At 69.6% G+C, this 19,059-nt stretch carries 16 protein-coding genes and 1 tRNA gene; 5 read left to right on the top strand and 12 right to left on the bottom strand.

The window, feature by feature from the left end; all coding sequences use genetic code 11:
• Position 1 precedes the first annotated feature (1 nt).
• Positions 2-74: transfer RNA gene (locus E6J58_13925), tRNA-Lys, on the bottom strand.
• Between the two features lie 121 nt (positions 75-195).
• Here E6J58_13925 and E6J58_13920 point away from each other — a divergent pair.
• From E6J58_13920 to E6J58_13905, 4 genes are all read left to right on the top strand, one after another.
• Complete coding sequence (locus E6J58_13920; protein ID TMB36808.1) at positions 196-2,448, top strand: PAS domain S-box protein; 2,253 nt, start codon at positions 196-198, stop codon at positions 2,446-2,448.
• Positions 2,449-2,488: 40 nt separating this feature from the next.
• On the top strand, positions 2,489-3,385 hold the full coding sequence (locus E6J58_13915) for an aminotransferase (protein TMB36807.1): 897 nt from the start codon (positions 2,489-2,491) through the stop codon (positions 3,383-3,385).
• Entirely contained in the window at positions 3,382-5,061 is a 1,680-nt protein-coding gene (locus E6J58_13910) for a SpoIID/LytB domain-containing protein (GenBank protein ID TMB36806.1), read from the top strand. The genes E6J58_13915 and E6J58_13910 overlap by 4 nt, the downstream gene beginning before the upstream one ends.
• Positions 5,062-5,180: 119 nt before the next feature.
• Positions 5,181-6,446: an energy transducer TonB gene (locus E6J58_13905; GenBank protein TMB36805.1), complete on the top strand. Its 1,266-nt coding sequence runs from the start codon at positions 5,181-5,183 to the stop codon at positions 6,444-6,446.
• On the opposite strand, the gene E6J58_13900 is transcribed toward E6J58_13905, so the two are convergent.
• From E6J58_13900 to gcvT, 8 genes are all read right to left on the bottom strand, one after another.
• Positions 6,410-7,681, bottom strand: coding sequence for an MFS transporter (locus E6J58_13900; GenBank protein TMB36804.1), 1,272 nt, complete (start codon positions 7,679-7,681; stop codon positions 6,410-6,412). The genes E6J58_13905 and E6J58_13900 overlap by 37 nt on opposite strands.
• Positions 7,678-8,826: an aminotransferase class I/II-fold pyridoxal phosphate-dependent enzyme gene (locus E6J58_13895; protein TMB36803.1), complete on the bottom strand. Its 1,149-nt coding sequence runs from the start codon at positions 8,824-8,826 to the stop codon at positions 7,678-7,680. The genes E6J58_13900 and E6J58_13895 overlap by 4 nt, the downstream gene beginning before the upstream one ends.
• Before the next feature lie 16 nt (positions 8,827-8,842).
• Positions 8,843-10,498, bottom strand: a complete 1,656-nt coding sequence (locus E6J58_13890; GenBank protein TMB36802.1) for a M20 family metallopeptidase — start codon at positions 10,496-10,498, stop codon at positions 8,843-8,845.
• The gene (locus tag E6J58_13885; GenBank protein ID TMB36801.1) at positions 10,332-12,314 is read right to left on the bottom strand and encodes a hypothetical protein; all 1,983 of its coding nucleotides are present in this window, start codon (positions 12,312-12,314) and stop codon (positions 10,332-10,334) included. Before E6J58_13885 ends, E6J58_13890 begins: the two co-directional genes overlap by 167 nt.
• Before the next feature lie 78 nt (positions 12,315-12,392).
• The gene (locus E6J58_13880; GenBank protein ID TMB36800.1) at positions 12,393-12,707 is read right to left on the bottom strand and encodes a sulfurtransferase TusA family protein; all 315 of its coding nucleotides are present in this window, start codon (positions 12,705-12,707) and stop codon (positions 12,393-12,395) included.
• Positions 12,614-13,003 carry a glycine cleavage system protein GcvH gene (gene gcvH, locus E6J58_13875; protein ID TMB36799.1) on the bottom strand — a complete coding sequence of 130 codons (390 nt, stop codon included), beginning with the start codon at positions 13,001-13,003 and terminating at the stop codon, positions 12,614-12,616. The genes E6J58_13880 and gcvH overlap by 94 nt, the downstream gene beginning before the upstream one ends.
• Positions 12,987-13,751, bottom strand: a complete 765-nt coding sequence (locus E6J58_13870) for a hypothetical protein (GenBank protein TMB36798.1) — start codon at positions 13,749-13,751, stop codon at positions 12,987-12,989. The genes gcvH and E6J58_13870 overlap by 17 nt, the downstream gene beginning before the upstream one ends.
• Positions 13,748-14,833: a glycine cleavage system aminomethyltransferase GcvT gene (gcvT, locus tag E6J58_13865; protein TMB36797.1), complete on the bottom strand. Its 1,086-nt coding sequence runs from the start codon at positions 14,831-14,833 to the stop codon at positions 13,748-13,750. Before gcvT ends, E6J58_13870 begins: the two co-directional genes overlap by 4 nt.
• A 171-nt stretch (positions 14,834-15,004) precedes the next feature.
• Here gcvT and E6J58_13860 point away from each other — a divergent pair, with 171 nt between their 5' ends.
• On the top strand, positions 15,005-15,703 hold the full coding sequence (locus tag E6J58_13860; protein TMB36796.1) for a TIGR02266 family protein: 699 nt from the start codon (positions 15,005-15,007) through the stop codon (positions 15,701-15,703).
• A 58-nt stretch (positions 15,704-15,761) separates the two neighbouring features.
• On the opposite strand, the gene thrB is transcribed toward E6J58_13860, so the two are convergent.
• Genes thrB through E6J58_13845 form a run of 3 tightly spaced genes read right to left on the bottom strand, consistent with a single transcriptional unit; the run spans position 15,762 to position 18,990 of the window.
• Positions 15,762-16,679: a homoserine kinase gene (gene thrB / locus E6J58_13855; protein TMB36795.1), complete on the bottom strand. Its 918-nt coding sequence runs from the start codon at positions 16,677-16,679 to the stop codon at positions 15,762-15,764.
• Positions 16,676-17,710: a threonine synthase gene (locus E6J58_13850; protein ID TMB36794.1), complete on the bottom strand. Its 1,035-nt coding sequence runs from the start codon at positions 17,708-17,710 to the stop codon at positions 16,676-16,678. The genes thrB and E6J58_13850 overlap by 4 nt, the downstream gene beginning before the upstream one ends.
• Complete coding sequence (locus E6J58_13845; protein TMB36793.1) at positions 17,707-18,990, bottom strand: homoserine dehydrogenase; 1,284 nt, start codon at positions 18,988-18,990, stop codon at positions 17,707-17,709. Before E6J58_13845 ends, E6J58_13850 begins: the two co-directional genes overlap by 4 nt.
• Positions 18,991-19,059: the final 69 nt, after the last annotated feature.

Raw genomic sequence — 19,059 nt, 5'->3', positions numbered from 1 at the left:
GTGAGCCGCGTGGGGATCGAACCCACGACCCTCGGCTTAAAAGGCCGGTGCTCTACCAGCTGAGCTAGCGGCTCGCACGAGGTTGTAGCGCATCGTCGCCGCTCGTGCATCGCGAATCCGGCGGCAGCTCACTCAGCCGCCACGGCACGAAGGTGCGACTTTGCGGCTCCTGCTTGACGCTGTACAGATCATCCGATGGCGGACACCCGAAAAGGGCTCCATCTCGGCGCGCAGGACCTCGAGCGGCTCTTTCGCACGCTCTTCGAGAGCAGCCGCGACGGGGTGCTGATCGCGCGTCCGGACGGCACGATCATCCGCGCGAATCCGGCCGCCTGTCGCATGTTCGGCAGGAGCGAAGACGAGGTTTGCCGGCTCGGTCGCGCGGCGCTCGTCGTCGAAGACGAGCGCCTGCGGCGTTTCATCGCCGAGCGCGACAGGGCCGGGATCGCGCACGGCGAAGTGCTGCACCGGCGGGCAGACGGTTCGACGTACCTGGCCGAAGTGACGGCGGCGTTGGTCCCGACGGTGAGCGGCGAGGTCTACAGCTACGTCATCTTCCGCGACGTCTCCGAGCATCGTCGCGCCCGCGAGGCCCTGCAGCGCTACGAGCTGCTTGCCGAGCACAGCCGCGACGTGATCGTCTTCGTCCGCCGCTCCGACGGCCAGGTGCTCGAGGCGAACGCGGCCGCCACCCTCGCGTACGGCTACGGCCGCGACGAGCTCATGCGGCTCTCGGTCCGTGACCTGCGCGCCGAGCCGACGCACGAGGAACTGGGCGTCCAGATGGCCGACGCGGACATTCGCGGGATCCGCTTCGAGACCACCCACCGGCGCAAGGACGGGAGCACGTTTCCCGTCGAGGTCAGCTCCGAGGGCGCCGACGTCGCGGGGACGCGCGTGCTGATCAGCGTCATCCGCGACATCACCGAGCGACGCCGCCTGGAGGCGGAACGCGAGGAGAGCGAGAAGCGGTTCCGCGCCATGGCGGACAACATCCCGCAGCTCGCCTGGATGGCGGAGCCGGACGGCAACATCCTCTGGTACAACCGCCGCTGGTACGAGTTTACGGGCACGGCGCCCGAGCAGATGCGCGGTTGGGGGTGGCGCCACGTGCACCATCCCGATCACATCGGCTCGGTGATGCGGAAATGGGCGGCGGGGATTGCCTCCCGGGTCGCGTGGGAGGACACCTTCCCGCTCCGCCGCCACGACGGCGAGTACCGCTGGTTCCTCTCCCGCGCGCTCCCCATCAAGGACGAGCGCGGCAACGTGCTGCGCTGGTTCGGCACCAACACCGACGTCACCGAGCAGCGCGACGCCGCCGAGCGGCTGGCGGAGGCGGATCGGCGCAAGAGCGAATTCATCGGCGTGCTCTCGCACGAGCTGCGCAATCCACTCGCTCCCATCCGCAACAGCCTGGCCATTCTCGACCGGGTGGCGCCGGAGAGCGCCGACGCGTTGAAGGCGCGCGAGGTCATCCACCGGCAGACGCAGCACCTGACCCGCCTCGTCGACGATCTCCTGGACGTCAACCGCATCTCCTCCGGGAAGATCGAGCTGCGCCGCGCACACACCGACCTGCGCGACGTCGCGCGGCGCGCCTGCGACGATCACCGTTCGCTCTTCGAGGAGCGCGACGTCGACTTGCGCTTCGAGGAACCGGCCGGGCCAGTGTGGATCGACGCCGACCCGACGCGGATCGCGCAGGTGGTCGGCAACCTGCTCCAGAACGCCTCCAAGTTCTCCGATCCGGGCGGCCGCGCCACCGTCACGGTCCATAAGGCGGCCTCGCAAGCGGAAGTTCGCGTGCGCGACACCGGAATCGGCATCGATCCGGCACAGATCGAGCGCATGTTCCAACCGTTCGCGCAGGCGGAAAAGACGCTGGCGCGGACCCGCGGTGGTCTCGGGCTCGGCCTTGCGCTGGTCAAGGGACTCGTCGAGCTTCATGGCGGCTCGGTGGCGGGACGGAGCGAAGGACCAGGGCGGGGAGCGGAGTTCGCCGTGCATTTGCCACTCGCGCCGGACCCGCCGGCCGCAAACCGCTTTGAAGGAACCCGCAGCGCTGCCCGCAGCCGGTCCGTGCTCGTCGTCGAGGACAATCTGGACGCCGGAGAGACGCTGAAGGATTTGCTGGAGATCGGCGGTCATCGCGTGTGGCTGGCACGCGACGGCCGCAGCGCGGTGGCGCTCGCGCGTGAGCATCGCCCGGAAGTGGTGATCTGCGACATCGGCCTTCCGGACATGAGCGGCTACGAAGTCGCCCGGATGCTTCGCGCCGATCGGGCGCTCGATGGCAGTTGGCTCGTGGCGTTGACCGGATACGCCCAGCCCGAAGACCGCGAGCGCGCCGCCGAGGCGGGGTTCGACGCGCACCTGGCGAAACCGCCTTCCATTGACGCGCTCGATGCCGCCATCGACGGAAAAGGCGAGCGGCTAAGGGCGTAACGATGTTGCGTCCACGCCCGGGCGGCGGTACCAAACCCCGGTGGGCGTCCTCTGCAACGTGGAAGGCAGGCTGGTCCCGCCCGAGCAGGCCCTGGTCCCCGTCCTCGACCGCGGTTTCCTCTACGGCGACAGCGTCTACGAGGTCGTGCGCACGTATGCCGGACGACCCTTCGAGATGGACCGGCACCTGGCGCGGATGGAGAAGACCGCCGAGCGGATCGGCCTGACGCTGCCCCGCCGGGAGGTCGTCCTCGACGAGTTGCAGCGCACGCTCGAGGCGGCGGGCAACGCCGAATCGTACGCGCGCATCATCGTCACCCGCGGGACCGGCGAATTCGGACTCTCCCCGCTGCTCGCCCGTGGGCAGAACCGGCTGATCTTCATCGTGCGCCCGCTCGCGCCGCCTCCCGAGGAGCAGTACCAGCGCGGCCTGCAGATGGCGATTGCGAGGACGCGTCGCAATCCTCCGCAGGCCCTCGACCCGGCGTTGAAGACGGGAAACTACCTGAACAACATCCTCGCGCTGCGCGAGGCGCACGAAGCGGGCGCCGACGACGCGATCCTCCTCGATCTCGCTGGCCGGGTCACGGAAGGGACCACGTCCAACGTCTTCTTCGTGCAGCGCGGAGTGCTGGTGACGCCGCCGCTGGCGCTCGGCATGCTGGAGGGCGTCACCCGCGGGCTGTTCATCGAGATCGCCAGGGCGGAAGGGCTGATCCTGCGCGAGGATCCGCACGGTCCGGAGGCGCTCGCCGCGGCCGACGAAGTCTTCATGACCAGCACCCTGCGCGAGGCGATGCCGGTGACGAGCCTGGTCTTCCTGGAGTCGCACGGCGAGCAGATGCGCAAGGTCGCCGACGGGAAGCCGGGTCCCGTCGCGGTGCGCCTGCGCGCCGCGTTCCGCCGTTACGTCGAGCGGACGCACCAGCGCGGATGAAGACGCCGCGCCGCAGGTTTCTCTCCGTCCTCGGCGGCGCGCTGCTCTCGCGCGCTGTCCGCGCAGAGGACGATCTCTTCTCCGGGACGCCCGCGCCGGACGATCCGCTCGAGCTTCTCTACTCGCGCCGCCTGTCGTTCTCCGGCGGAGAGCCGCTGATCACCGTGCGCGTGCTCGAAGGGCGGCAGCAGATCGTCTTCGTCCCGAAGGGGCCTCTGACGGCGCGCGTCCGCTCGCGCTCCGGAGAAATGACGACAGCCGTCGCCGGCGGAGCCTCCGGCCGCTGGACGCTGCAACTGCTGGAAAGCTCGCAGGGAGCCGGCGCCTCGTGGGTGGAGCTCGAGCAGCTTCGCTACGACGACAAGCAGGGGCTGCAGAAAGCGCGGGAGGATTGGGCGGCAAAACGAGTCGCGATCCGGATCGCGACCGTCGGCGAGGCCTATGGCATCGCCGGGCACGTCGTCGACACGCGCAAGTACTCCGTGCTGGCCGACGGCGACGGAACCGAGGCGGCAGCGCGGCAGAAGGCGCAGGACCTGCAGGCCCGGCTCGGGCTGCGGGTGCAGATCCGCCGCGAGCTGGCCACGCGTCCCCGCGCGCGAATCGAGCTGCGGGATCCTCGCGGCAATTCCGCAGCCATCGGCGAGAGCGCGGTGGAGCTGCGTACCGATTCCGGCCTCACCGTCGAGCAGGTGGAATACGGAATGGGCTACAGCTTCCACGGCTACGAGGACCGGACGTACCCGGAGCGGCTGTTCGCGACGGTAGACGGTTCCGGGTCGCTCGCGCTGGTGGCTGCGGTCGGGATGGAGCGGCTCGTGCGCGGGGTGGTGCCGAGCGAGATCTTCGCCCGCGCGCATGCGGAAGCGCTGAAGGCACAGGCGGTCACGGCCCGCGGCGAAGTGCTGGCGAAGATCGGCGCGCGTCACCTCGGCGATCCGTACCTGCTCTGCGCCGAGCAGCACTGCCAGGTCTACAAGGGCGTGGCCGCCGAGCAGGCGGGTCCCGACGCCGCCGTGGAGGCCACCCGCGGCGAGGCTCTCTTCGCGGAGCATGGCGGCCAGAGCCGGCTGGTCGATTCCGTCTACTCGGCGGTGTGCGGCGGGTTTACCGAGGACAACGATGCGGTCTGGAGCGGTCCCGCCGATCCGTCGCTCCGCGGGCGGCCCGATTTCGATCCGCTCGCTCCCGGAATGGGGCCCTTCCGCGACGGTGTGGGAGAAGCGCTCGTCTCCCGCTTCGTCCACCTGGACCCCTTTCCCAGCTATTGCGCGGCGTCCGGTTTCGCCAATGCCGACAAGGTCCGCTGGAGGCGTACGTTCACCCAGCGCGAGGTGGACGAAATCTGCGCTTCCCTCGGCGTCGGCACCGTCCAGACGCTGGCCGTCGAAGGGCGGGGCGTCTCCGGCCGTGCGCGCGCATTGCGCATCGCCGGCAGCCGGGCGAGCGCCCGCGTCTACGGCGAACTGCAGATCCGGAGGCTCTTCCGGAACCTGAACAGCGGAATGTTCGTGGTCGAACGGTCCGGATCGGGCTGGACCTTCGTCGGCGGCGGCTGGGGCCACGGAAGCGGGATGTGCCAGACCGGCGCCATCGGCCGCGCCCAGCGCGGCGCCACCTACCGGGACATTCTTGCCTGGTACTACTCAGGAGCGGCGCCTGTGAGGATTTACTAGGCGCTCCCCCCTGTTCAGGACGGGTGCTCCGGCAAACCGACCAGAGTCGTATTCCGGCGCACTCCACGACGTTCAGCGACTCGCCTGTCGCACTGCGCCGGCGCTACAATGTAGCCGCCATGCCTTTGCCTCAGCAGCCGGCCCGGCGGGGCCGCCGCCTGACCATTGCGGTCGTCGTATCGATCACGGGGCACTTCCTGCTGATGCTCGGCGTGGCGCGGGACGCGATCTTCCACGCCCCCAAGCACGTCGTCCCCCAGATCGTTTCCCTGGTCACCTCGGACCGGTCGCAGCTGCAGGGCATTCGCCCCGGCGGCCCGCAAACGACGGCTGCTGCGCCACAGCAGCAGATTCCGAGGTTGCCCGTCGCACCGGTTCCTCCGCCCGAGAAAGAGGAGAAGCTCGAGAGGGGCCAGGTGGTTTCGCTCGGGCCCACCAACGAGCAGGCGCCTGACAAGGCGACGAAGTATCTCTCCGAGAAGGACAGCCGCGTCGAGAAGGAGACGCGCGCCCGCGAAACGAGCGCCTTCTACAAGAACGCGCTTTCGAAGCTGCAGAAGGAAGGGCGTACCGACAAGGCCGAAGCGGGCGCTCCGGCGACGAGCGCGCACCCGGGCGACAACGGCACGGCGGGCGGCGGCGCCAGGCAGAAGCGCCAGCGCGAAGTGGCGCAGCTTCCCGGCAGGGAGCGAATGGATCCCCTTCGGCTGGAGGAGGCGCCGGACGGCACCGTGCGCAACCGCGAAGGCACCGATGCGTTCAAGGGCACCGGCAATCGCATCGCCAGGGCCGATCCTGGCAGCGACGGAAAGGCGTCCAGCATCGGTCCCGGGTCGCCGGGCGCGGAGCCGGGCATGCCAGGCGATCTGCGCCCGCTCAAGCTGACGTTGAACGAGCCTGTCGGCGCCACAGGCCCCATCGCCGGCGGGCCCATGCCGGACGACCTCCGCGGCATCGAAGAGGGCGAGGGCACCTTCCTCAACGCGCGCAGCTTCAAGTTCGCCGGGTTCCTCAACCGCGTGAAGGAGACCGTCGGGCGCGTCTGGACGCAGAAGGTGATCGACGCTTCCGGCAAGAGGGATCCCACCGGTCAGCTCTACTCGTACAAGGACCGGCGCACGGTGATCGAGTTCACTCTCGATCGCCAAGGCGAGATCACCGACGTGCACGTCGCCGCGTCGTCGGGCGTGCAGTACCTCGACGAAGTCGCCGTCGACGCGTTCCGCATCGTGCAGCGGTTCCCGAATCCTCCGCCGGGCCTGATCCGCGAGGACGGCACCGTGAAGTTGCCTTTCGCGTTCACGCTCCTCGCCGCGACCGGCGGCATGCGCCTGCAGGTCGGTCCCGCCTACGTTCCCGGATCGCCGGCCTCGCGCGGTTTCTGAGCCGCGGCGAGCCGCGCCTCGCGGGCCCGCAAGTTCAAGAGCAGGCCCGCGGCGAGGATCACCGCTGCCCAGAGTCCCCAGAGCGTCAGGTGTCCGTGCTCGATCAGTACGCCGGCGATGGCCGGTCCGACGATCAGCGCGATCGAGAGCAGCGATTGGTTCAGCCCGAGCACGACGCCCTGCTCGCTGCGGGAAACCTGCTGCGTGATCAGGCTGGTGAGCGCTGGCCGCAGCACGCCGGTGCCGAAGGAGGCGAGAGTTGCCGCCAGCAAGAGCGGCGGGATCGCGAAGCTGACGCCGAGCAGCGCGTATCCCACCGCGCCGCTGAAGAATCCGAGCGTCACCAGCCGCGCCTCCCCGATGCGCCGGACGAGCGCGCCCTGGCGCATCGATCCCTGCACGACGATGCCGAGCAGGCCCGAGTACATGAAGACGTAACCCACTTCCTTCGGCCCGAACGGAACGCCGTGCCAGATGAACCGCCTCTCCGCGAACAGCGCAAAGCCGCTGGTGAAGGTGGCGAAGGCGAAGGTGAAGAGGAAGAATTCCAGAAGCAGCCCGCCGAGAGGCGCGCGCCGGAAATATTGCAGATAGGTTCCCCAGTCGAAGATGCGCAGGCGCTTGCCGCCGGGCGCGACTGGCCCGGCAAGCTCCTGCGCCGCCGTTGCCGGGTGCGCTCCTTCGGGGTGTGGAGGGATCGCGGGCAAGAGAAACGTGGTCCCGAGGATGCTGAGCAAGGAGAGTCCCGCCGCGCAGAGGATCGGAACCTGGAACCCGAAGTGGGTCGTGAGGTAGCCGGACGCTCCGGGGCCGATGAGAAAGCCGATCCCGAACGCGATCCCGATCACCGCGAACGCTCGCGCCCTTTCTTTTGGTCTGGTCACGTCGGCGATGTACGCCTGCGCGATGGAGAGGTTCCCGGCGGTCAGCCCGTCGATGACCCGCGCGAGGAAGACGATGAAGAGATTGGGCGCGAACGCGAGCACCAGAAAGCCCACGAACGTGCCGATCTGGCTGGCGGTCAGGACGGGCTTGCGGCCGAGGTGGTCCGACATCTGCCCCAGGACGGGCCCGGCGACGAGCTGGCAGAGCGCGTAGGTGCTGACCAGCAGGCCGACCACCGCGGGGGTGGCGCCGAAGTGCTCCGCGTAGAACGGGAGCAGCGGGAGCATGATGGTGAGCCCGAGGACGTCCACCACCACGATGAGGAAGATGGGGAGGAGCGGAGACCTCATCGCAGGGTCGCGAGCCTGCTGCACGCTTCCTCGAGGACGGCGTCGTCCTTGGCGAAGCAGAAGCGCAACAGCCTCTCTCCCTCCGCGCCGCGGTAGAAGGCGCTCGCCGCTACCGACGCGACCTGCGTCGTTTCCAGGACGTGCATGGCGGCCTCGACCGACGTGGCAAATCCGAGCCGGGTGCAGTCGGCCAGGACGTAGTACGCGCCCTCCGGCACGATGGGCGGCAGGCGGGCGCGGTCGAGCGCGGCGCAGATCCGGTCGCGCTTCTTCCGGTAGGCGACCATGAGATCTTCGAAGTAGCTGCGCGGAGCATCGAATCCACGGGCAGCGCCGAGCTGCAGCGGGGTCGGCGCGCAGACGAAGTAGAGGTCGTTCACCAGCGTGATCGCCCGCGTCAGCTCCGCCGGAGCGAACGTGTACCCCAGGCGCCAGCCGGTGATGCTGAAGGTCTTGGACAGACCCATGATGGTGACGGTCCTGTCTTGCAGGCCGGCGATCGACGCGGGCGAGACGTGGCGGCGGCCGTCGTAGCGGATGTACTCGTAGATCTCGTCGGTGATGACGAGGAGGTCGCGGCGGCGGGCGACGCGCGCCAGCGCCTCCAGCTCTGCCGGCCGGAACATCTTTCCGCTCGGATTCGACGGGGTGCAGACGACGACCGCTCGCGTCCGCGGGGTGATCCCCGCTTCCAGCGCCTCCTCGCTCAGCGCGAACTCCGGCGGCTTGAGCGTCACGAATTCGGGGGTGAGGCCGGCGACGACGGCTGCATTCAGGTGATAGCCATAGTACGGCTCGAAGAGGAGAATGCCGTCGCCGGGGTTGAGCAGGGCGTGGAGGGTCGCGGCGTATGCGCCGCTCGCGCCCACCGTGACGCAGATCTCGCTGCCGGGGTCGGCCTGAAGGCCGTTGTCGCGCGAGAGCTTCTTCGCGATCGCCGCTCGCAGCTCGGATGCGCCTTCGGCGAAGGAGTAGGTGCTGCGGTTCTCGCGGATGGCGCCGATGGCTCCGTCGCGCACCAGCTCGGGCGTGGGGAGATCGCAGATCCCCTGGCCCAGGTTGATTCCGCCGACGCGCTCGCATTCGCGCGTCATGCGGCGGATCTCGGACTGCTCCAGCCCCTGCAGCCGCGTGGCGATGCGCATGAGGGTGCGCAGACTACTACGGCAGGAACGGATCCTGCAGCGGTGGACCGGAGGCGAGGTCGCGCAGCGTCTCGACGAGCACGTCGAGTCCACGCTCCAGGTCGGCCACCTCGATCTTCTCGTCGACGTCGTGGCCGGTGTACGGCTTTCCCGGGAACCACATCCCGTAGGCGATCGCGTTGGGGATGCGTTTCGCATACGTGCCGCCGCCGGAGATGGCGGGAGGAGGGTGCTCGCCGGTGGCGCGCTGGTAATCGTCCATCAGGCGGCGGACGATCTTCGCGTTCCGATCGAACACCAGCGGCTCGTCGCCGAAGTAGATTTCGCCGGGCTCGAGCCGCGGCGAGAACTTGCGCACTTCCGCGTAGAGGCGTTCCTTCGATTCCGTGGCGGTGAGCGGCGGGGGCCGGCGCAGGTTGATCACCAGCGCCAGCTTCCCGTTCAGTCCCGGCTCCTTCTTGAGCGTCGCCACGTTGACCGTCCAGCCGCGCCAGCCCGGAGCAGCGATTTTGTCGAGACCGAGAGCGGCGCCCTTCAGATCGGCGCCCGCGTGCGCAGCGAACGCTACGACGTCCGCCAGGGCGCAATCCGGCAGCTCTCCAGCGACGATCTGCGCGAGCGACACGAGCGCGTTGCGACCGCCTTCGACGTTGACGCCCGCGTGAGCAGCGCGGCCGTGGACGACGACGTCGAGCAGCGGGCCGCGGTCCTCGATCTCCAGCGTTGTTCCCGGCGCGGGGGTCCTGGCGCGGAGGCGTTGCTCCAGCGGTTCCCACGCAGGCGTGCCTTCCCGCCAGCGCAGGGTGATGCGGGCACGGTCTGGCACGATGCTCGGCGCGAGCCCCGCGTCGACTTCCTCGATGACCCACGGTTTCCCGCTGCCAGGGTCCAGATTGGCCGGCAGCACGGCCAGGCCGTCCCAGGCCTTCTCGCCGACGACGGCCGGAAATTCGGAGTCGAGCACGAGGCTGTACGCCGGCGGGGCGTGCGAGGCGAGGTATGTCTTCATGTCGCGCGAACCGCTCTCCTCGTCGCTTCCCACGAGCAATCGCAGCGCGTGCGTCCTTTTCAAATCGCGGAGGGCATGCATCGCGAGCAGCGCCTGGACCAAGGGGCCTTTGTCGTCGGCGGCGCCGCGACCGTAGACGGCGCCGTCGCGAACCACGCCCGCGAAGGGCGGCACCGTCCACTGCTTCTCGTCGACGGGCTGCACGTCGCCGTGCACGACCAGTCCGAGGACGGGCGCACCCGGCGGACCGGGTAGCTCGATCTCAGTCACCGGACCCGCGTCGCGTGCGGCGAGACCGAGCGACGCCGCCGTCCGCAACAGCCATTGCTGCTGGTCGAGCCGCGCCTGGTCGTTGCCGGCGACGGTGGGAAAACGGATCGCCTCCAGGAGCAGCGGCTGGAGGTGCGTTCGCTCGGGGCGCAACCGGGGCGCGCTCGCGCAGGCAGCGGCGGCGAGGAGGAGGGCAGTGCGCATGCGGCGGGAAAGAGTAACTCTCTCAGGCAAGCCGCGCGAGCGCGGAGTGCACGACACGCAATTGACGGGCGAGGCGCTGTGACGGCTCCGGCGCGGTGCGGTCCTCCATCGGCGTGAGCGGAGGAGGCGGGCGTCCGCTTTCGGCGGCGTCCGCGAGCTCCCCGAGAGTGTTGACGAGGCGTTCGGCATCCTCGGGCGGGACGCGCGCCGACCCGAGGGCGGTGATCGACGCGCTCAGCCGCCGGGCGTACGCGACCAGGGCCATCAATGGCTCGAGGCGATCCGCGGGCCGGGATTCGCCGATCAGCCGCTGCAGCGCCGCCTCGGCGTTCGCGGTCGCCAGGCCGACGGCCCGCCTCGCGGCGACGGTGCCTCCGGGACCTTCACCGCCCAGCACGGCCCGCAGATACCGCTGGTTCGCACGGAGCACGGCGGCGACGAGCGAGGGCATCCGCTCGAGATCGCGTGTCGGCCACAGCAGGACGCCGCCTGCCAGCGCCAACGCCCCTCCCAACAAGGTGTCGAAGATTCGCGCCCGCGTCAGATGTGCGCCCCGCGCGTTAGCCTCTGCAAGGAGAACGAACACCGGCGTGATGAGCGTGGCAAATGCGGCGTAGTTGATCCGCCGCACGGCGACTCCCGCGCAGGCGAGGATGAACAGCAGGCCTCCCAGGAGCAGCGGTTGCCCGACGAAGTGCACGATGAGCGCGGCGACGATACCGCCCATCACGGTGCCGCCCACGCGCTGCAGCCCCCGCCGCACGGTGGCGATGGCGTGAGGCTGCAGGACGATGATCACGGTGATCGTCACCCAATAGCTGCGCTCGAGGCGGAGCGCAGTAGCCAGGAGCTGCGCGGCGGTGGCCACGATGGCGACCCTGAGCGCATGCCGCAGCTCGATCGATCCCGGCGCAAATGCGTCGCGCAGCGATGACGATGCGTCGGGCGGCGCGAGCGCTCCTGGCGGCGGTGGGCCTTTTCCGCCTTCCGCGAGGGCTTGAACGGACTCCACTGCGTAGCGCGTCTCCGCCTCGACTCGCGCGAATAGCGCCGCCATGTCGGGATCCGCCTCCAGCTTCGCGGCTACCGGGGTGGCGGGCGCGGCTCCCTGCTCGATCACGGCCCGCGCGATCCCGGCATGCGCGGCGCTCAACTGTTGCACGGCGTCCGCGATCTCTTTCGGCAGCACCTGGCCGCGCTCCGCCCGCGCGCGCAGAGCTTCCAGCAGCGCCGCCAGATCGCCCAGCGCCAGCTCCGCGATCTCGTAGAGGACGAGCAGTTGCAGGCCACGCCCCGTCTCGCCCTGGTAACCGGCGCGCGCGACGCCCAGCGCGTGGCGTGCGGCCTCCAGCGCTTCGCGAGCGCGCCGCCGGAGGGGCACCAGCGCCTCCCACGCCGCGGGCTCCGCCGGCGTCCGCACCACGCGCGCCATCCGCGCGCCCAGCTCGGCGATGACCGACCAGGCAGAGGCGACCGCTTCGCGCACTGGATGGTATGGCCGGAACGGCCAGACCGCGACCGCGAGAAGGATGGCGAACATTGCGCCGGCGACGAGCATCTCCGCCCGCAGCAGGCTCTCGCGGACACCCGCTGGAGTTCCTTCGGTAATGCAGAACACGATCAGCGAGAGCACGCCGATGGTTGCGGCGGTATCGCCGCGGACGCGCACCAGGCTGCAGAGCAGGGCGCAGACGAACAGAGCCGGCAGCGCAATCCACGGCGATTGGCCGGCAATCCCGCCGGCGAACGAAGTCGCGGCGCCGGCTGCGGCAAAGGTGCCCATCGCCATGGCGCGCGCCCGGTAGGGGCCGCCCGGATCGGCGAGCATCGCCAGCCATCCGCCGAATCCCGACCAGATCAGCTCGGGCCGCCGCGTCAGCCAGGCAACGAGCAGCGGGACCGCCAACGCCGTAGCTGCGCGCAACCCCGCGCCCCACTGCGGCCGCGCCGCATCGAGCGCCAAAGAACCGCGCACGTGACCGGCAATGCGCTCGACGAGACTCATGAGAGGTTCAGTCCAAAGCGTAGTCGCTAAGCCGCCTTCGGCGGCCGCGACCAAGCCGCACCTCCAGTGCGGCAGCGGCTAGCCTTTCCGCAGCACCATCTCCCAGACTCCGTCGCTGCTCTCGCGCGAGGAGACCACCTCGTTGCCCGTCTCCTCTGCGTTGCGCTTGAGGTCGGGAACGGCGGGCCGGTGATCGACGATGACGAGGAGCTCGCCGCCCCGGCGCAGGAGTGACAGCGCGTACTTGGTTCGCGCCCAGGTGAGAGGGCAGAGCAGGCCGCGCAGGTCGAGCGTCTCCATCAATGCTCGTTCGCCAGCAGCTCCTCGTACTGCTTCGCGGAGAGCAGCTCGCCCGTCTCGTTCGGGGCGCTCATCTCGATCTCGATCATCCATCCCTTCTCGTGCGGATCGTCGTTGATTCCTTCGGGAGCGTCCACCAGCGCCTGGTTGATCTTCGTCACCTTCCCGCTCACCGGCGCAAACAGCTCGCTGACCGCCTTGGTGCTTTCGACCACACCGAAGGGTTGGCCCCTCGTCACCGCCGCGCCCACCTCCGGAAGCTCGAGGTAGACCACGTCGCCGAGCTGGTCCTTGGCGAACTCGGTGATGCCGATCGTCGCCGTCTTGCCCGCGATGCGCGCCCACTCGTGCTCTTTGGTGTACCGGAGCGTCTCAGGATAATTCGCCATGGAGGCCTCTCTGGAACCGCCAGACGGCGGAGCGGCCGTCGAGCGAAAGGGTGGTGCTGCCAATCCGTTCGACGCGGCGGCCTGCATCGCGCCGGAGGCTCAGGTGCGCGGCCAGGATGCCGATCGGGGCGCCGGGCGGTGCCGGCGTCACGCGCAGATCCGCATCCGCCACTCGCAGCGTTCGCGCCATCCAACGCTCCGCTTCGCTGGCTGCGAGCGCGATCTCGAGAGCGATGACGTCTTCGAACAGGCCTTCCTCGCGATGGCGCAACTTTCCGCAGCTCGCCGCGTAGCGGGTGAGCGCGTCGGATCGGTCGATGCCAGGGCTGGCGGGCGGCAACTCGGGGCGGAAGCCGCGGAAGAAGGCCGGCACGTATTCCATCGCCCACTCGGCGAGTCCCTGGAGCGGCTCCTGCGGCCGACAGGATTTGAACCAGGGCACGTCGCCTCGCGCGATCTCCTCGAGCTTGGCCCCGGGGAACGCCTCGCAGACGCGAGAAAGGCCACCCGGTTCCTCGACCCCGTAGGCAATGCCGGAAGGGGCGCCGAACGAGGCGGAGTCCGGATGCAGCAGCTCCAGGTACGTGTGCTCGCCGTAGAGGTAGAGGCCTGTGTACGTCGTGTCCTTGCGGACGGTGGTCCGCTTCTCCATCGCCGCGAACCGGCGAACGAAGTCGCTGGCTTCCGCCGCCGCGAACGTCTCCCGATCGGGAGTGACGTAGAAGTGATTGAGGAGCGCCTGCGTCACGACTTGATCTTCTCCACGAAGGGAGTCTTCACCACCCTCGCCGCGACGGGTTTGCTCCGGATCTCGATCTCGAACGTGGATCCGTCCTTCGCCAGCGCCGTCGGAACGTACGCGAGCCCGATGGGCTCCTTCAGCACCGGGCTCATCGTCCCGCTCGTCACCTCTCCGATGCGCTCTCCCTCCCGCACGACGGGATAGCCGTGACGGGCGATTCCCTTTCCCGTGAGCTTGAATCCCGCGAGCCTGCGCTTGAGCCCTTCCTGCTTCTGGCGGATGAGCGCGTCGGAGCCGATGAACCCGCCCGGCTTGTCGAGCTTGACGATCCAGCCGAGCCCCGCCTCCAGCGGCGTGTGGTCCTCGTCCATGTCGTTTCCATACAGACGGTAAGCGACTTCCAGGCGCAGCGAGTCGCGCGCGCCCAGCCCGCAGGGGACCACGCCCTTCGAGAGCAGCGCGTCCCAGAGCTTTCGCGCTCCCTGGGGCGGGACGAAGACTTCGAAGCCGTCCTCGCCCGTGTATCCGGTGCGCGCGATGATGCATCCGCGGACGCCGGCCACCGTGGCTTCGCGGAAGTGGTAGTAGGCGAGGTCGAGGACGCGCGGCTCGCAGAGCGCATCGACCAGTTTCGGCGCGTTCGGTCCCTGCACCGCGATCTGCGCCCAGTCGTCCGAGCGCTGGCCTACCGCGACCCCGTCGCCGGCGTGCGCGCGCATCCAGTCGAAGTCCTTCTCCCGCCCGCTGGCGTTGACGCAGATGAAGAGCCGCTCCGGCGAGAACCGGTAGACGATGACGTCGTCGATCACGCCGCCCTTTTCGTTGCAGAGCGCGCTGTACTGCGCCTGGCCATCCGTGCACTTCGAAAGGTCGTTCGTGACCAGCTTCTGCGCGGTCTCCAGGGCGCGCGGGCCCTCGAGGGTGATCTCTCCCATGTGCGAGACGTCGAACATCCCGACGTTCTCGCGCACCGCCGCATGTTCCTCGAGCAGGCCCTGGTACTGCACGGGCATCTCGAAACCCGCGAACTCGACGATGCGGGCCGAGGCAGCGAGGTGGGCGTCGTAGAGCGGAGTCCGCAAAGGCACGGCTGCCTCCAGCAGGGGGCCGCGAACCTAGCTTCCGAGCCGTGCCTGCGCAAGGGTGTTCCCTCGTACGCGGGCGACGCTGTTCATCGCGCGCGGGGCATCCCACCCTTGGGCGCCGCGGACCACAGGCGCGCCTTTGTGCCCCAGAGGGGACAGGTAGACTGAAACTGCATGGATCGCGCGTCTATCGTCTTTCCCATCCGCTTCGCAGCCGGCGATACCGCGGTCCAGACCACCACGCGCGAGCTGAGCGAGAGTGGCGTCCTCGTGTGCTGCCTCGAGCCGCCCGCCGCGGGAACCACGGTCTCGATGAAGCTGTATCTGCCCGGCGCGCGCGACGCCCTGCACGTCGACGCAGTCGTGCGCGAGCACGCGAACGCCGGCGAGGAGCCAGGGTTCTGGGCGGATTTCGTCGGAGCCGGCGAGGCGCATCGGACGCAGATCGGCCAGCTCATCGCGCGGAGGACGCGGGCCGCGGACGCGGTCCCCATCGGCGCGGTGGCGCTGCATCCGCACGAAGACCGGCGCCGCGCGTTCCCCCGCTACAACGCGAACTTCGCGGTGCGCTTCGCGACGGTGCAGGACTTCGTCCTGGAGTACGCCGCGAACATCAGCGCGGGCGGCGTATTCGTGCACACCGAGAATCCGCCGCCTCTGAAGACCATCGTCCAGGTCGAGATGGAGCTCCCGGGCAGCAGCACCGCGGTTCCGGCACGCGGGATCGTGGTGCATCGGGTGACGAAGGAAGACGCCAGGAAGCGCGGAACCCTCCCCGGTGTCGGCGTCCAGTTCATGGACGCGGACGACGAATTCCGCCGCCGCATCGACGCCGCCATCGCGCACATCCTCGAGACCGAACGGAAGTCCTGAGCCCTCGCCCTCAGTAGCGCGCTGGAGCAGTACCAATTCAAGTTCCGCGCCTTGACGTTCACACGACGCGGGCGCCTGGGACGGCGACGTCCACTACTTCGGAGCGGCCGGCGACTCCCAGCGAAGCGGCGGCGTCCATCATGGCCCGCGCGACTTCGCGCGCGGAGCCGGCGCTGCACAGCGCGCAGACCGTGGTTCCCGCGCCCGAGAGCGCCGCACCGAATGCTCCGCCCTTCTTCGCGGCCTCGAGCAAAGGCGGCATCCAGGGAAGCAGGCCAGCGCGGGCGGGCTGGTGGAGGCGATCGTCCATTGCTTCCGCCAGCAGCTCGAGCTTGCCCTCCGTGAGAGCCGCCACCAACAGCGCAGAGCGGCCAAGGTTGTGCACGGCGTCAGCGAACGGGACCTGCTTCGGCAGCACCGCGCGCGCGGCGGACGTCGCCAGCTCCTGATCCGGGATGTACAGCGCTGCGCGTACGGGAGCGCCGATGCGGATGGGGCACGACATGATCCCGCCGCGCCCATCGCGGACCGAGACCTGTGCCCCGCCGCGCAATGCGGGAACGACGTTGTCAGGATGGCCTTCCATCTCGACGGCCGTGCGCAGAACGGTATCGCCGCCGATCGCCCCCTCCAGGAGCGCATCGGCCAGCATTGCGCCCGCGAGCGCCGCCGCTGCCGAGGAACCAAGACCGCGCTTCAAAGGAATCGAGCTGTGGATCGAAAGCTCCGCCGACAGCGACTCCGGGCGGCGTCCTGCCGTCATTGCTGCGCGGTGCGCCGCCTCGATCACGCGATTGGTGGAATCCGGCGGCAGCCGATCCGCGCCTTCTCCCGACAACCGCGCGATGCGCAGACCCTCGCCGCCGGGGGAGGCGCGCACCATCAGATCGAATACGGAGAGCGCGATCCCCACCGCATCGAATCCGGAGCCGAGATTGGACGTCGAGCACGGCACGAGCACCGTGAAGGGCTTCATTGCAGAGCAGCCTCCAGCGCTTTTGTGTCGTCGGCGATCGGCGTCCCGATCGCGGCCGCTGCGTCGATGGCGGACTGCGGATCCTTCAGGCCATGGCCGGTCAACACGGCGACGATGGTCTGTCCGCTGAAGTCTCGCTTCTCCCGCGCGAGCCGCAGCAGTCCGGCCACCGGCGCCGCGCTGGCCGGCTCGCAGAAGACGCCGGCCTCGCTGGAGAGGCGCCGGTAGGCGGTGAGGATCTCCTCGTCGGTCACTGCCGCGAAGAGCCCGCCGGAATCGCGTTGCGCTTCCACCGCCGTCTTCCACGACGCCGGGTTGCCGATGCGAATGGCAGTCGCGATGGTCTCCGGCTCCGCGACCGGCACGCCGGAGACGAGCGGAGCCGCGCCCGTTGCCTGGAAGCCGAGCATCACCGGGCGACGCTCGCCGAGCTCGCGGAATCCCCGCCAGTACGCGCTGATGTTGCCGGCGTTGCCCACCGGCAGCGCGACGGCGTGCGGCACTTCCCCGAGCGCCTCCGCGATCTCGAACGCAGCCGTCTTCTGACCCTCGATGCGGTGGGGGTTGACGCTGTTGAGCAGGGCGATGCCGGTGCGCCCGGCGATCTCCCGGACGCGGATCAAGGCTGCGTCGAAGTTTCCGCGCAGCACCACGATGCGCGCTCCGTGCGCCACCGCCTGCGCCAGCTTGCCCAACGCCACCTTTCCTTCGGGCACCACGACGTTGCAGCGGATGCCGGCGGCTGCGCAGTACGCCGCCGCGCTCGCGGAAGTGTTGCCGGTCGACGCGCAGACCGCGCTGTGCACGCCGGCCTCCACCGCCTTGGCCACCGCCACGACCATCCCGCGGTCCTTGAACGACCCGGTGGGATTCTGCCCTTCGAACTTCAACCACAGCTCCGCGCAGCCGACGTCGCGTGCGAGCGTAGGAGCGGAGATCAGCGGCGTGTCGCCCTCGCCCAGCGTCAGGTGCGGAGTCTTTTCCGTCAGCGGCAGATGGGCGGCCCAGCGGGCCAGCACGCCGCGCTTCACTTCGGCGCCCCGACGCGGATCCGCGCCCGCACCGACTGCGTCGACGGAAGCTTCGCGAGCTGCTCCTCCGCGTCGGCCAGCGCCGCTTCCGGCGCGGCGTAGGTCAGGAGCACGACTTCGGCCGAGCCATGCCGCCCTGGCTCGCGCTGGATCACGCTTGCGAGCCCGATGTGGTGGTCGGCGAGCACCCGGGTGATCTGCGCGAACACGCCCGGCTCGTCGTCGACCGAGAGGCGGAAGTAGCAGCGCGTCGTCACCTCCGCCATGGGAAGCAAGCGCGGCCGGCGACCGTTCTGACGCGGCGGCGGCACCGGGTCGCCGAGCGCGAGACGCCGGGCGACGTGCACGACGTCGGCGAGCACGGCGCTCGCAGTGGCATCGCCCCCGGCGCCCAGGCCGCTGAACATGACCGGCCCGCAGAGATCGCCGATCACGTGCACTGCGTTGTACGCGCCGTCGACGCGGGCCAGAGGGTGCTCCGAAGGAAGGAACGCCGGGTGCACCCGTGCCTCGACTCCGCTCTCGGTGCTGCGCGCCACGGCGAGCAGCTTCAGCACGTACCCCAGCTCGCGCCCATAAGCGAGGTCGCGTGGGTCGAGCCCGCGGATGCCCTGACGGTGGAGCTGTGCGGGAGTGCATTCGACGTCGAACGCCAGCCGCAGCAGCACCACCAGCTTGTCTCCCGCGTCCACCGCGTCCACGTCGTCGCGCGGATCCGCTTCCGCGTATCCAGCCTGCTGCGCTTTTGCCAGCGCGTCCTCGAGCGACTCGCCGGAGGCCATCCGGGTGAGGACGTAGTTGCAGGTGCCGTTGATGATCGCGCGCAGCTCCAGCACGCGGTTCGCTGCCAGATCGTCGGTGAGCGGGGCAATCAGCGGAATCCCGCCCCCCACCGCCGCCTCGTAGCGGAGCTCCACGCCGCGGCGCGCTGCGAGCTCCGCGAGCTGGGGTCCATGCCATGCCAGCACGCGCTTGTTCGCCGTGACCACCGGTCTGCCACGCTCGAGCGCGGTGGTGATCAACGACCGCGCCGGCTCCTCGCCACCGACCAGCTCGATCACCAGATCCACGTCATCGGCGGCCGCAACCGCCGCCGGATCCGAGGTGAGCCGATCCGCCGGCAAACCGCGCGGACGCGCCAGATCGCGCACGGCGGCGCGCTGCAGCAACAGAGGCGTCCCCGCTGCACGCGAGAGGACGTCCTGCCGCTCCACGAGCGCGCGCGCCACGGCCTGGCCCACTGTGCCGACGCCGAGCAGCCCGATCCGGACCTGCTTCATTGCGGCAAGTCTACGACACCCTGCGTCGAACGTCTTGCGGATCGAGGCTCGGATTACCTACAAGGAGGA

The sequence above is a fragment of the Deltaproteobacteria bacterium genome, assembly GCA_005879535.1.
In the GTDB taxonomy this organism is placed as follows: Bacteria; Myxococcota; Myxococcia; order Myxococcales; family 40CM-4-68-19; genus 40CM-4-68-19.
The sequence above is the reverse complement of the archived record's forward strand: the minus strand, read 5'-3'. Positions and strand labels throughout refer to the sequence as shown.

Coding starts and splice junctions, on each gene's coding strand:
- E6J58_13920 (TMB36808.1), top strand. CDS start 196: ATGGCGGACACCCGAAAAGGGCTCCATCTCGGCGCGCAGGACCTCGAG.
- E6J58_13880 (TMB36800.1), bottom strand. CDS start 12,707: ATGGATGATCGAGATCGAGATGAGCGCCCCGAACGAGACGGGCGAGCT.
- thrB (TMB36795.1), bottom strand. CDS start 16,679: ATGAAGCCCTTCACGGTGCTCGTGCCGTGCTCGACGTCCAATCTCGGC.
- E6J58_13860 (TMB36796.1), top strand. CDS start 15,005: ATGGATCGCGCGTCTATCGTCTTTCCCATCCGCTTCGCAGCCGGCGAT.
- E6J58_13845 (TMB36793.1), bottom strand. CDS start 18,990: ATGAAGCAGGTCCGGATCGGGCTGCTCGGCGTCGGCACAGTGGGCCAG.
- E6J58_13900 (TMB36804.1), bottom strand. CDS start 7,681: ATGAGGTCTCCGCTCCTCCCCATCTTCCTCATCGTGGTGGTGGACGTC.
- E6J58_13895 (TMB36803.1), bottom strand. CDS start 8,826: ATGCGCATCGCCACGCGGCTGCAGGGGCTGGAGCAGTCCGAGATCCGC.
- E6J58_13905 (TMB36805.1), top strand. CDS start 5,181: ATGCCTTTGCCTCAGCAGCCGGCCCGGCGGGGCCGCCGCCTGACCATT.
- E6J58_13885 (TMB36801.1), bottom strand. CDS start 12,314: ATGAGTCTCGTCGAGCGCATTGCCGGTCACGTGCGCGGTTCTTTGGCG.
- E6J58_13890 (TMB36802.1), bottom strand. CDS start 10,498: ATGCCGAACGCCTCGTCAACACTCTCGGGGAGCTCGCGGACGCCGCCG.
- gcvH (TMB36799.1), bottom strand. CDS start 13,003: ATGGCGAATTATCCTGAGACGCTCCGGTACACCAAAGAGCACGAGTGG.
- E6J58_13910 (TMB36806.1), top strand. CDS start 3,382: ATGAAGACGCCGCGCCGCAGGTTTCTCTCCGTCCTCGGCGGCGCGCTG.